Here is a 13,914-nt window from a genome sequence, read left to right as displayed (position 1 = left end):
TACCAGGTTATTGATGAAGGGTACCTGTATTAACCACAGGTGCTACTTTCGATTCACCGCAAAGTACGACAAGCAGATTGGAAACCATTGCTGCCTTACGTTCTTCATCCAGTACAACAATATCTTTCTGGGATAATCTGTCCAGGGCCAGTTCTACCATTCCTACAGCACCTTCAACGATCTTGGTACGCGCTGCTACGATAGCAGTTGCCTGTTGGCGCTGTAGCATAGCGCCCGCAATTTCCGGCGCATAGGCCAGGTGACTGATACGCGCTTCCAGTACACTAATACCGGCTGGGCTCAGGCGTTCATTCAGTTCTTTTTCCAGCATCTCATTTACTTTGTCGCCACCATCCCGCAGGGTAATGTCTTCGGAAGATTCATTATCTTCCATTCTGTCATAAGAATAGCTTACTGCCAGGTGACGTACCGCCGCTTCACTCTGCACATTCACATACTGGAGGTAGTTATCCACCTCAAAAGAAGCCTTGTAAGTATCCTTCACCCGCCATACAGTTACAGCGGCAATTTCTATCGGATTACCCAGTTTATCATTCACTTTCAGCTGTTGCCCGTTATGGTTATGGGCTCTCAGGGACAGGTGAGCTGTTTTATATAACGGGTTTACCCACATTAAACCGTTTTCTTTTACAGTGCCGATGTATTTACCAAAGAAGGTTAATACACGGGAGTGATTAGGGTTGACGATGATTACTCCTTTCAGGATAAATATGCCTGCCAGGAAAAAGATGCTGGCAAAGAAGGCGTAAGAGCCAATGCCTTGTGCTGAAGACCAGATAAAAAGTATGAGGGCAGCAAGCAGGCTTACAAGAGCAAGGAAGATTGCCAGGTAGCCGGAGACGGGTTTAATGATCTTTTCCATGTTAATCTTGTTTTGATATCAAAATGATATCAAATCTAATTAAAAGTTATTGAACGGCCAAGTCCGTTTTTTAAGTGGATAGGTATGCATATCTGGTAATATGCAAACGGCAGGGATAGGGTAGTAACCGGAAGGTGAATTTGTACGCTTCGGGTAAACAGCTTATTTTAATGCAAAATTCACGATATGAAGTATATGTTAGGAAGTGTGCTGCTTTTGCTGGGCTTTTTCAGTGCCAATGCCGCAAAAGTGGATACAGTTGCGATCTATAGCAAGGCTATGCACAAAAGTCTGAAATGTGTGGTCATTACGCCAGACAGTTACCAGGATAAGCAGCAGCGTTATCCGGTAGTATACATCCTGCACGGGCATAGTGGCAATTATAGCAATTATATCACGAAGATACCAGCTATAGCCGCAGTAGCAGACGCCTATCAGATGATACTGGTATGTCCCGATGGAGGCTATAACAGCTGGTACCTGGATAGTCCGGTAGACAGTGCCATTCGTTTTGAAACGTATGTCGGGAAAGAAATACCCTCATTTATAGATGCTAACTACCGTACAAAAGCATCCCGTGAAAGCCGTGCTATCACCGGACTGAGTATGGGCGGGCATGGTGCATTGTACCTGGCTATTCGTCATCAGGAAACTTTTGGCGCTGCCGGCAGTATGAGCGGAGGTGTGGATGTACGCCCTTTCCCTAATAATTGGGAGCTGTCACAGAAGCTGGGTTCATATAAAGCGCATGCCGCCAACTGGGACCAGCATGTAGTTGTAAATCAGTTATCCCGTTTGAAGAGTGATTCGCTGTCAATCATTATTGACTGTGGTGTCAAAGATTTCTTTATTGATGTGAATCGCCAGTTGCATCAGCGGATGCTGGAGCAGGGTATTGCGCATGATTATATTGAACGTGCAGGTGCGCATACCTGGGAGTACTGGAGTAATTCCATCATGTATCAGTTATTTTATTTCCACCGCTTTTTCAAGTAGTATACGTACCTGCTGATAAGCAGGAAGGCCTTTCTGCATAAACGGTCTGCCACCACATCGCTGTATTAAATAAGTAAAAGCCGGACCTCGACAAGTCCGGCTTGTTATTGCTGCTTTTTTTATAGCGGTATAGATGGCTATACGAGAATTTTTATTGCTTATCCCACCACACGGGAGTGGTCAAAGCATTTGTGCCTTGTCTTGTAATGGCTTCCTGGTAATTAGTAGGGTTAGAGGCTAACTCTGTAGATGGGTACAGCATTCTGCGTGGAATCTTTCCACCTGTAGCATTGCCTACATAGTTTACAGGTGTCAGCTGCGGATAACCGCTTCTGCGCCAGTTTGCCCATGATTCATACCAGTCAAGCAGGCTTGCTGCCCAGTATTGCGTATTGATCTGATTATATCCATCCGCATCAGTGTACGGATGTGCAGTTAGATACGCCTGGATATCAGCATCACTGATCGCTGCTGTTGCACTATACTGCGCCAGTTGTTTCATAGCTGCTCTTACACCATTATTATAGTGAGTAGCTGCATTCGCGCCTACATCCCAGCCTCTTTTTGCCGCTTCTGCCAGTAACAGTTCTGTCTGTGCATAAGTGATTAGGAAGGAAGGGCCGTTTAATCTCAGCAAGACATTCTTGTTAAGCACTGAATATTTCTTCAGGTCACCAGGGTATCCGGGTGCTTTGGAAATATCTGTAGGACTGCTGCTGCCATTGGTATCATAGCCATTAGGCATGCCCAGCTGGTCGGCAGGTACTTCACTGTTGCTGGCAGGTACTACTGCGATGTATTGCAGGCGTGGATCATTGTTGTTTTTCAGGAAATCCATGAAGGTCTTACTGATGCTGGCTTCGCCGGGAGTATTAATAGCATTCCACTCACCCGAGAGGATGTTGCTCACCCTGTTCACCGTAGTTCTGCCACCAGTAGCATCATGTATGATAAAGGCATTGTCTTCGTTAGAGGCAAATAGTCCGCCGTCATATGCTTTTTCAGCCCAGGTTTTTGCAGCTGCTTCGTCTCTTTTGGTGAGGCGCATAGACAGGCGCAGCATTAGTGAGTAAGCTAGTTTTCTCCAGCTGGCAACTATCTGCGTACCATTCTGGGAACCGCCTTTATTGTATATCAGGTCGCCGGGTCCAGGTAATGGTTTGGTAGCATCCAATGCTTTGGCCGCTTCATCCAGTTCTTTCAGCATGTCCAGGTAAATGTCCTGCTGTGCATCATATTTAGGTGTGAAGTTTCTGTCGCTGTAACCTTTACCTGCTTCAGAATAAGGAATATCGCCGTAGATGTCTGTCAGCCTGTGAAAGATCATAACCTTTGCAATACGGCTGATGTTGTACAGGTTAGCCTGGAAGGGATTATCCTTGGTTACTCTGACTACATCCGTGATGTATTTGATCTGATCAGGATAGGCGCGTTCAAAGTAAGAAGCTGCCCAGCCTTCGTTTTGCAGGTATTTATCGCCGGCATACCAGCTTACATTAGACAGCTGTTGCATCATCATTGCGCAGTAGATGATGTTAACACGCCATGTTTCATAGCTGTAATCGCTGTTGCCTGTATATTCCAGCAAGGCGCGGGAGAAGTTATATTCGGGTACGCCGCTGGCTTCGCCAGACTTGTTTTTGTCAGTGTTGATGTCTTCAAAGTTCTTGGTACATGCCGGAGCCAGTAACAGCGCTGGCAGGCAAAGTACAAGTATGAGTTTATGGAGAGATTTCATTATTCCGGATTTTAGAATTTAACATTCAGGTTCACACCAAAAGAGCGGGTGGTAGGCAGACCTGCATACTCCAGTCCCTGTGCGTTACTGTTGCTGTAGTTGGATTCAGGATCGATGTTAGGCGTAGACTTTTTGAAGTAGAAAAGGTTACGGCCTACCAGGGAGATACTGATGCCATTCAGCTTTTCATGTAATGCTTTTCTGGAGAAATCGTAAGTCAGCGCCAGTGATCGGAACTTTATAAAGTCCGACTTGTATACCTGAAGTGCAGAGATAGAGGCCAGTCTGTTGTAATAATCATCCGCAACGATAGTAGTTGTTTTAGCTTCGCCGCCCTCGGTTACACCAGTTACTACCACACCGCCTTCACGTCCTGCCAGGGTTTCCTTGTGAAGACCATAGCTATATGCGTTGGCATTTGTACCGGAATAGATCTTACCACCGGCTTTAAAGTCAATCAGGAAACTAAGGTGTAACCTGCCGTAAGACACTTCGTTGCTCCATCCTCCTGTATAAGGCGCAACACCTGTACCCTGAGCAATGAGGGCATCTGTGCGCTGTGGAATACCTGATGCATCCACAATCATCTCACCTTTCTCATTACGTTTGAAATCATACACCATGATTTGTGAGTACGGCAGACCAACTACGTGGTTGATGAAGCCATCTTCAGTACGGGATTCGCCGCCTTCTACCAGCATGGAACCCTGACCTTCTGCCAGCTGAATAACCTTGTTTTTGTTATGTGCAAAGTTGAAGGTAGTTGTCCAGGAGAAGTTGGCTGATTTGACAGGCGTACCACCAACCATTACTTCAATACCTCTGTTCTCCAGTTTACCGACGTTTACCAGCGCGCTGGTATACCCTGAACCAGAGGATACAGTGGCAGTAACGATATCGTTGGAGGCCTGTTTATTGTACCAGCTGAAGTCAGCGAATATGCGGTTGTCGAGCAATTTCACTTCTGCACCCACTTCCACCTCTTTAACTTTCAGTGGTTTTAGCGCACTGTTAGGAATTTTGCTTTCTATTTCACCTAGCGGTACGCCATTGATGGTGTTACCCAGTGTGCTATAGTAGAGTGCAGTTTTATATTCATCTGCGTCGCCACCTACCTGTGCAAAGCCAGCTCTCAGTTTACCGAAGCTGAGCCAGTTTGTTTTGATAGTTTCAGAGAAAACATAGGAAGCGCTTACAGAAGGGTAGTTGTAAGAGTTGTTTTGTTTAGGCAATGTGCTGCTCCAGTCATTACGATCAGTGACGTTCAGATACAGGGTGCTGTTCCATGCCAGTTCCAGTGATCCGTATACAGAGTGTACTTCTTTATTATACTGGATAATCGAGCTGTTTTTGGTAGCGGCTGTAGCCGGGTTGTATACAAAAGGAAAGGCGAAGTTAGAGGCAGTTACATCATTGACTTTATCAGTTTTCTTCAGCAGGTTTGCGCCGGCGTTAAAGCTCAGTGATAACTTGCTGGTGATGTCTTTATTGATACCCAGCAATGCGTCTATGTTGGTTTCGTTGAACTGACGGTTTCTTTCCAGGTCAAGGCTGCCGGCAGGGCGGTAGGCGGTACCGGTAGGAGTGATGGATGTTGCGTTGAATCCGAAGTAGTCATTGGCCACACGCGCCTGTATGAATAACCAGGGAACAGGTGTGTATCGCAGACTGGTTACGCCCAGCACACGATCTTTCTTTGTATTATTTCTGAAGCGGTTGGCTGCAAAGAAGGGATTGGTGCTGAACAGATCGCTGGTATATACCAGTTCTTTGAACTGGGCATCATAGCCTGGTTCCAGGTAGCTGGCTGCTACGTTGGCAGGCAGGAATGCAATAGCATAGTTACCATTACCAGGGGCATCGCTGAGGTTAGAGCGGTTGTTTGTTATTTCTTTAGTATAGATAACGTTTGTTTGTCCGCTGAATTTATCAGAAAGCTTATAGTTCAGGTCGATGTTAACGTTATTGCGGATGTATTCAGTGTTAGGGTAGATACCTTTGTTGCGAAGATCTCCGACAGCTACACGATAGGTAGTTTTATCGCTGCCACCGGCTACTGACAGGGTATTACTGAATGTTGAACCTGTTTTATAGAAGTCTTTCATGCGGTCGCCCTGTTTGGAGTAAGGGTGTGCCACACCATCAAAAAGGGTAGTGGCAGAGCCATCCAGTTTGCTTCCCCAGCTGGAGAGGCCACTGTTAAGGGCTGACTGCTTATCAGTAGGCTTAGCGCCTTTGATACCCTGGCCGTATACATCCTGGAAGTCCAGGAAGTCATTTGCCTTTTCTACAGTTACGTTGCTGTTGAGTTCAACGCGCATCTGGCCGGCTTTACCGGATTTGGTGGTGATGAGAATAACCCCGTTCACGCCACGCTGACCATACAGTGCAGAGGCAGCAGCGCCTTTGAGGATGGTCATATCTTCAATATCATCAGGATTAATGCTGGATATACCGTCGCCTAAGTCAGTACCGCCCCATTTACCGGCAGAGCCGAGGTTAGCGTTATGCATAGGGATACCGTTCACTACATAGAGTGGTTGGTTAGCCCCGCTCAGAGAAGAGTTACCTCTGATAGTTACGCGGGATGAGCCGCCGGGGCCAGTAGCAGGAGGTGCGCTGTTCACACCAGCAACACGGCCAACGAGTCCGTTGGCTACGCTGATTTCCCTGGCTTTGGTCATATCAGCGCCTTGTACTTTAGATACAGCATAGCCGTTACTACGAGCTTCTTTACGTATACCTAATGCCGTTACAACTACTTCGTTGATGTTGGCCACATCTTCCAGCAGGGTAATGTCAATGGATGACTGGTCTCCGGCAGGAACTTCTTGTGTGAGGTAACCGATAAACCTGAATATCAGAATGTCTGACGGGGATTTAACAGAGATAACAAATTTTCCGTCTGCGCCGGTCGCAGTACCTGTTGTGGTGTTTTTAACCTGGATGTTAACGCCTGGGATGGGATTGCCGTTTTTGTCTCGCACGACACCCCTTACCTGCTTCTGCTGCCTCATGCTGGAGAGGGGCGTTGGAGCTGCGTAGGCAGTCTGTATGCCTTCCGTAAGCATCAGACCAAGCATGACTCCTGCAGTAACGCATGCTTTGTTAAAGCGTAGTGTACTTCTCATAGATACTCCTTTTGGTTGAATTGTTTAACCCTTTTTTTTGACATAGTACGGGCATCTGGATGCCGGGATGCATCCATACATTCTTTTGTCCAGAAGCCATCTATACTATTTCTGCGATACGTTTTTACTTTGGTTGATGAACGGCATACCAATGCATATCGATACGTTTTTCACGCTCGTAATTGTTGTGTTGCAATTCGTTAATCTGATTATTAGTTACATGTTCATTACGTGATGTGCGGCCTTGTCCCTTTGTGTCTCAACAGGAAATATCCTGCACATAAAGAGGTGTCGTGCGGAAATTACAATGGTACCATGCGAACAGAAAAAAAAGTTACTTTCTATCCCACCATAATCTGATGCCTCCGTTGTCTTCTCCGCGAAGCTTGCTGATAGCGCGTTTCACGCCTGCAGGGTTGGTAGCGTATTCAAATTGAATGAAGGGAATGCGGCGAATAAATGAGGAAGAAGGTATTTTTCCGCCACTGTTATTTATAACTATCGGAAATAATTTCGGGTAACCGGTGCGCCGAAATTCAGACCAGGCCTCTTGTCCGTCAGGGAATACAGCAATCCACTTTTGGGTAATGATACGTTCCAGCTTTTCATGTTCGGGTGCTTGCTCATTCCATCTGATGGTACACTGGCTAAGGTATACGCTGCCTTCGGGTATATTATTGACAGGATTTTGAGGATCTGTGTAGGGTTTAGGCTTCAGCGTATCATCGTTTACGTAACGGTGGTAAGCATTTGTGAGGTTATATTGTCTGAACGAGGCGTAGATGCCTTTCTCATAGTTCTCTTGTGCATCGCCTGCACCTTTCCAGGAGTAAAGTGCCGCTTCTGCTTTCAGGAAGAAGGCTTCTGAGGCAGTACATAGCTGTATCCGGGAGGGCTGCCATGCCAGTTTGGAGAATCCTGCATAGATATCCTTGCTTGTAATGGTGATACCGTTGCGGATACCATGGTAAATAGAGTCTTTTGTATCGGCAGGTACGAAATAATGAGGCAACCTGGGATCCCGGTATCCGCAGAGGAAAGATTCCATTGGTGCCCCCATCCTGATATCATTCCAGGAGTTACAGATTACATTCAGCGGGTGGGTAACAGGAGCAATACTGATATTAAAATTGTCTTCCGTATTATAAAGAAGTCCATATGTCTGGTTGAGTGCCGCTTCTCCTTCTTGCCTGGCCCTAACCGGGTCAGCAGCAGAAATGCGTAGTGCCAGGCGTAGTCGTATAGTATTGGCCAGTTTGATCCATTTGGTATAATCGCCGTTGTAAGACAGGTCAAACCTCCTGAACCGGTTGTCCGTCGCTGTTGGTATATACTGGCTTAAGGTAGTAATCGCTGAATCGAGATCTTTGAAGAAGGCATTATATACTTCTTCCTGTGTGTCGTAATCAATACTTCTGTCCTCATTGATCATGGCATACCGGGTATAGATAATAGGACCATAGATATCACTTACCCTATGCATGGCCAGTACCCGGATAATTTTGGCCCATGCATAGAAGTCGGGATACCTGCCCCGGCATTTATCCATTACAAACCGGCAATTCGGCATTACATTACCGTATGCAGTCAGCCAGGCGTCATCATTCCAGTTATCCAGCAGGTCATAGGTGATATTATTTCGGTTATCCTGGAAGGGGCTGGGCGTCATCATATAACCGGAGAACACATCCCCCATCAGGTTCTGCTGTAGCTGGGTGACTGATACGTCATTGCTGACATAAATGTTCAGCATAGCCTGTACTAAAGGGTCGCCTATTAGTCTGAAGTCGCCCTGTAGTTCATCATCATACATGTCATAGGGGTTGGTGTTGATACTTTCAAAGTTGCGGGTGCAGGCAACCTGTAAGATCAGCAGTGGCAATAGTATGATGATAATTTCGGTGACAGATTTTCTATTATTCATTCATAAGCTCTTTTTAAAGAACCAGTTTAATGTTGGCACCAAAGCTCCTTAGCGCGGATACACCAAAAGCGTCTATGCCCTGAAGGCCGTTACCGCTGCTCATGGATACCTCCGGGTCAAAAGGTGCGTGGATGGCAAAGAAGCATAGATTTCTGCCAATCAGTCCGAGCTGGAGTTTATTAATCCATTTACTCTTCAGTGGCAGCCTGCAGGTAAGTGATAACTCTCTGAGCCGGATATTGGTCGCATCGTACATATACATCTCTCCGATGCCTGCCCGCCCGCCGATTGTAGCATAGAATCTGCGTTCGTCATAAGTGGTGATGAGCGGGGTACCATCTTCATAGACTGCGTTGATAGTCATACCGCCTGCATCTCTGGCTTTTGCGCTGGCTTCGCTGACGCCGTAGGCATCGAGTACAGAGTTGGTTACACTCATGACTTTACCGCCAAAACGGCCGTCTATCAGAAAGCTGAGTGCGAAGCTTCTATAGGTCAGTGAGTTGTTCCATCCCAGCATAAACCGCGGATTAGGGTTGCCTACTTTTTTGAGTACGTTGCGTGTTTCCAGATTTCCTCTGCTGTCAATAACAAACTGTCCTTTATCGTTTTTGTATAGTTCTTTATTGGTGTAAATATCTCCCCATGAGCCGCCCTCCCTGATGAAGGACCCATACATGTTGGTGACAAAGTCAGTCAGGATATAGTAGTTATCCGGTCCGGCTCCGGGGATGCTGTTGTTGCTGAGTGTAACCACCTTATTGTTGTTTACCGTCAGGTTGAAAGTACTGCTCCATTTCAGATGGGTACGTTGAACAGGCACCAGGTTTAATATGGCTTCCCATCCCTGGTTCTGTATATTTCCCAGGTTCAGATAGTAGAACAGGTAGCCCGATCCGGAAGGGGCACGCACTTCCATGTACTGCTGATAGTTATTGTTCTTATACCATGTCAGATCTATGCCTACGCGATCCTGGAGTATCCGAATCTCTGCGCCGGCTTCCAGTGAGCGGTTATCCTCCGGCTTAAGGTAGATGCCGGGGTAGGGGGCACGCGTATTGAAATTGACACGCGTTACGCCGCCGGTAGTCTGTAACAGGAACCGGGCCGGTCTGGAAGCATAGGGAGCAATGTCGTTACCGGCTTTCGCATAGGATAGGCGTACTTTGGCAAAACTTACAGCGGCCGGCATACGGAGCCATTCGCTTAATATGGCGCTAACACCAGCCGAATAATAGAAGTAACCTTTGGCCTTTATAGGCGTGAAGGCAAATGTGCTGGACCAGTCGTTGCGGCCCGTTACGTCCAGGAATATGCGTTGCTTCCAGTTAAGCTGTGCGCTGCCAAACAGCGCCTGCAGTTGTTTCTTATCAATGCTTTGCTGAGCGTCCAGTGCACTGGGAGAAATGTTTGTAACTGCGAACACATTTGGTACGATCAGTCCTTCAGCAGCAGTAGGATTAGTACTGATCAGTGAACGGTCATGTGCTTTGACATCTGTAATACTTACACCCAGCATCGTCTGTAGCTTTAAGCCTGGTGATAGCTTCCTGGTAGCAGTCAGCATCATATCTGCATACAGCTGGGTATTATATTCTGTTTCGCGCGTAAGCCTGCCATTTGGCGGACTTAACACCTGTTGGGTACCAGCATGAGCCGACATCTGATAACTGTCGTTACTCCGATCTATATTACCTCTTACCTGTAAGGACAGCCAGTCTGTAATCTTGTATTTCAGTGAAAGGGATAACATGCTACGGTTCCTGGCTTCTTTTCGCTGCGCTTTATATTGGATCCAGTAAGGGTTCTGCTGATCATCCAGCCCCGGCCAGTTCAGGTCATTGCGGATGTTCCACCAATTCTGCAAGGGCAGGCTACGGCGTGTGTCAAAGTACTGGTACTGCTTATAATCATCAAAATTGATACCCCGGGGTAGGTTGTACAGGCCAGTCAGTGCGTTGTAGTAAAGTCCGGAGGAGGGTTTGTTCTCCACATCCTGTATCAGGTAGGTAAAGTTGGCGTCTACGAGCAGCTTCTTTTTAAGCAGATTGGCAGTGACACGGGTATTGAAAGTATGTCGTTGCAGGCGGTTCGCCGGTAGAATACCTTTATTCATTGTATTGGCGTAGGACAGATAGTATTGGGTGTTTTCGGCCCCGCCGCTGTAAGAGATGCTATTGGTGGAAGTAAGGCCTGTGCGGAAGAAGCTCTTTACATGGTTGGGCACATTGATACTACCGCCCCAGCTGTCAGCCGAACCAGGCTGCAGGTTATCTTTATCATCTCTGTAGGGGCGTATGGTTTGTCCGTAGCGGAACTGCAGGTTGGGCAGCAGTAAAGGAGCGTCTATCATCAGGTCAGACGATACATGGATCCGCGCTTTACCAGCCAGTCCTTTTTTAGTAGTAATCATGATGACGCCATTAGCAGCCTGGCTGCCATAAAGGGCAGCAGCAGAAGCGCTTTTCAGTACGCTGATACTCTCAATATCGTCGGGATTAAGGTTAGAGATACCGTCGCCACCATCTCTTCCGGCAGAACCTACAATACCAGAGGATTGTCCCCATATATCTGTAGGCTGTGAGGGCGTGAAGTTAGCCATAGGAACCCCGTCAATAATATAAAGTGGCTGGTTTTCCCTCGTCGATTTATTCCCTCTGAGTATAACCCTGGCAGAACCGCCTATACCGGATGCGCTTCTGTTTATCATGACGCCGGCAATTTTCCCTGACAGGCTGTTGATGACGTTAGCGTCTTTTACAGTAGAGATGTCTTCACTTGCCAGCTGGCCGGTGGAGTAGGAGAGTTCTTTATTGCTTTTGGGAATACCAAGGGCCGTGACAATCTGTTCATTGAGTCCGTGTACACTTTCTGTCAGGGTAACATCGACCAGTGGCCGGTCGCTGACAGCAACTTCCTTATGCAGATAGCCTACTGAGCGAAAGACAAGTACATCAGCTGGTGCAGCGCCGATGTTATAATAACCTTCATCATCAGCTTGTACGCCTTTATGAGAGCCTTTAATCAGAATAGTAGTACCTGGTAAAGGTTTTCCATGCGTGTTCAGTACCCGTCCGGTTATGCGGAAATCGTCTTTCCTGCTGTCGGAGGGGAGATCTGTACCAGCCGTTTGCTGTATATCTGACGATATGATGATCTTATCGCCTTTGATAAGGAAGGTAAGGCCGGTACGGGAAGACAGCCTGGTAAGTACTTCCTGTACCGGCAGATCTTTGCAATGAAGAGATATTCTTCTATTGAGATCAATGGTATTTTTATCGTAGTGAAAGTTCAGCTTACTCTGCGTGGATATGTCAATGATGATTTCAGAGATGTTCTTATCGTTGGCAGTGATAGTGACGCACTGATCGCAGGTACCGGCAGGTTGGGCACAAGCGGGATTGATTCCAGTCAATGAGGCCATTAACAGGAAACCGGCAATAATACATACTTTGCAGAAGTATGATTTTCCCCTCATATAGCCCCATTTACGTTTAGATACAAAAGCAGCTTCAGTGACGAAATATGATATGCCCTGCGAAGGGCAGTTGCTAAAACAGTATTACTTATTCTTCAGCCATACGGTGTCCTTCCCGATTGAATAGGAAAGTGATTCTGTAAGGCAAATGGTTTCGATGACATTTGCCAGGGTTTCCTGTCTGAAATTGCCGGTGTAGGTCCAGTCTTTTTTGCCGCTTTGATTGATGATAGTAATGCCATATTTATTTTCGATGGCGATACGTACCTGTTCATAGGAAGCGTCTTTAAATACCAGGTAGCCTTTTTGCCAGCCAATTGCCTCTTCTGTATTACAGGCGGTTTTAACCAGTTGTTGTGAGCGGAGGTCAAAGCTGACCTGCTCACTTGGCTGTAATATAACCGGTGGTTGAGAGGCGGTAGTGATTTTTACTTTACCAGTAAGCAGGGCCACGGTGATTTGTTGTTCGTGCGGGTAGGCGCGTACATTGAAGGTGGTACCCAGGGCAGTAGTATTAATATTGCCGGCATGAACGGTAAATGCTTTATTGGGAGCAGTAGCAGCGTCAAACCATGCTTCCCCTTCTTCCAGGAAGATGTCGCGGCTATTACCTGAGAAATGTTCAGGATAGCGTATCCGGGTAGCGGCATTAAGCATAATCTTACTGCCATCTTCCAGGGTCACTACTTCCTGGTTGCCTTTGGAAGTATGGACAGTCACGAAACCATTAGCTATGGTGCGGTTGCTTTCAGCGACATGACCGGCTAGCGGTTGGTTGGGAGAAGCAGGATGCGCCGCTCGTTGTTTTTGCTGGAAGAACCAGGCCCCTGCGGCCACCAGCAGCGTTACAGCGGCTGCCACGTAGTACCAGGTGCGCAAAAGGGGGCGTACCGGGGTAGCGGGTTGTATATGATAGTTAAGCGTGCGTTGTACCTCCGCGAGGTCGGCTTGTATCTCACGCTCACTTTTAGACGACGTATGTTGATTACCAATACTATCAAACCACTGTTCGATGACGGCGGTTTCTTCCGGGGTGCATTGGCCTTGATTATAACGTTCTAATATTTTCCTGATCTGATCTTGCTCCACTGCTTGCAATTTTGAAATGTCCCAATGATATGCTGATGTCGTGCCATAGGGGCAGAAGTACCATCAGTTAGCAAAAAATGAGTACATGGCCCTTGTAATGAGTAGGAACGCTACAAGGTCTGTTCTGGCATGATTGGCACGTAGTATCTTAAGGGCTTTGGTTATTTGGTTTTTAACGGTTTGCGGGGAAAGTCCGAGCCTGGTGGCAATTTGCTCAACAGTCTGATGTTCGACGCGGCTTAGCATGAAGATTTCTTTCATGCGCCCTGGCAGGTGGTTGATGGTTTCAAATACATCCTGTGTACGGGCTTTATTATCAACCAGTTCGGCAATGCCGCCAGGTTGTACGTCAAAATGTTCTATCAGTTGCTGGAGGTACTTGCGGTAGGTGGAGTTTTTACGGTAGATGTCGATGATCTTATGTCTGGCTGACTGGTACAGGTAAGACTTTAGTGATTCATTGACACTGATGGATTGCCTTCGTTCCCAGAGGGAAGTGAAGAGGTCCTGCAATACATCTTTGCCAGCTTCAGCGCCATCTATTTTACTAAGAATGTAAAGGTATAACGGGTGACTATAACGCTCGTAAATAACGTTAAAAGCATTTACACTGTCTTTTTGCAGCAGCGATAGTAATTCTTGGTCAGTATAATTACTATACATGGATTACAGTAA

General features: G+C 46.8%; 8 protein-coding genes. 1 reads left to right on the top strand and 7 read right to left on the bottom strand.

Annotation, left to right across the window (positions count from 1 at the left end; all coding sequences use genetic code 11):
- Positions 1 to 7: 7 nt before the first annotated feature.
- Complete coding sequence (locus tag K1Y79_RS06895) at positions 8 to 883, bottom strand: SPFH domain-containing protein (protein ID WP_220249259.1); 876 nt, start codon at positions 881 to 883, stop codon at positions 8 to 10.
- A 186-nt stretch (positions 884 to 1,069) separates the two neighbouring features.
- On the opposite strand from K1Y79_RS06895, the gene K1Y79_RS06890 reads away from it, so the two are divergent.
- Complete coding sequence (locus K1Y79_RS06890) at positions 1,070 to 1,879, top strand: alpha/beta hydrolase (RefSeq protein WP_220249258.1); 810 nt, start codon at positions 1,070 to 1,072, stop codon at positions 1,877 to 1,879.
- Positions 1,880 to 2,030: 151 nt separating this feature from the next.
- Here the strand turns inward: K1Y79_RS06890 and K1Y79_RS06885 are convergent, their stop codons facing one another.
- The 6 genes from K1Y79_RS06885 to K1Y79_RS06860 form a co-directional block, all read right to left on the bottom strand.
- On the bottom strand, positions 2,031 to 3,617 hold the full coding sequence (locus K1Y79_RS06885) for a SusD/RagB family nutrient-binding outer membrane lipoprotein (protein ID WP_220249257.1): 1,587 nt from the start codon (positions 3,615 to 3,617) through the stop codon (positions 2,031 to 2,033).
- An 11-nt stretch (positions 3,618 to 3,628) separates the two neighbouring features.
- The gene (locus K1Y79_RS06880; protein ID WP_220249256.1) at positions 3,629 to 6,748 is read right to left on the bottom strand and encodes a SusC/RagA family TonB-linked outer membrane protein; all 3,120 of its coding nucleotides are present in this window, start codon (positions 6,746 to 6,748) and stop codon (positions 3,629 to 3,631) included.
- 334 nt (positions 6,749 to 7,082) lie between these two features.
- Positions 7,083 to 8,672: a SusD/RagB family nutrient-binding outer membrane lipoprotein gene (locus tag K1Y79_RS06875; protein ID WP_220249255.1), complete on the bottom strand. Its 1,590-nt coding sequence runs from the start codon at positions 8,670 to 8,672 to the stop codon at positions 7,083 to 7,085.
- Positions 8,673 to 8,685: 13 nt separating this feature from the next.
- Complete coding sequence (locus K1Y79_RS06870; protein WP_220249254.1) at positions 8,686 to 12,150, bottom strand: SusC/RagA family TonB-linked outer membrane protein; 3,465 nt, start codon at positions 12,148 to 12,150, stop codon at positions 8,686 to 8,688.
- Between the two features lie 84 nt (positions 12,151 to 12,234).
- Complete coding sequence (locus K1Y79_RS29090; RefSeq protein ID WP_220249253.1) at positions 12,235 to 13,239, bottom strand: FecR family protein; 1,005 nt, start codon at positions 13,237 to 13,239, stop codon at positions 12,235 to 12,237.
- 63 nt (positions 13,240 to 13,302) lie between these two features.
- Positions 13,303 to 13,902 (bottom strand): RNA polymerase sigma factor, encoded by a 600-nt coding sequence (locus K1Y79_RS06860; protein WP_220249252.1) that lies wholly within the window; start codon positions 13,900 to 13,902, stop codon positions 13,303 to 13,305.
- Positions 13,903 to 13,914: the final 12 nt, after the last annotated feature.

This window comes from Chitinophaga rhizophila (assembly GCF_019492185.1).
GTDB lineage: Bacteria > Bacteroidota > Bacteroidia > Chitinophagales > Chitinophagaceae > Chitinophaga > Chitinophaga rhizophila.
The sequence above is the reverse complement of the archived record's forward strand: the minus strand, read 5'-3'. Positions and strand labels throughout refer to the sequence as shown.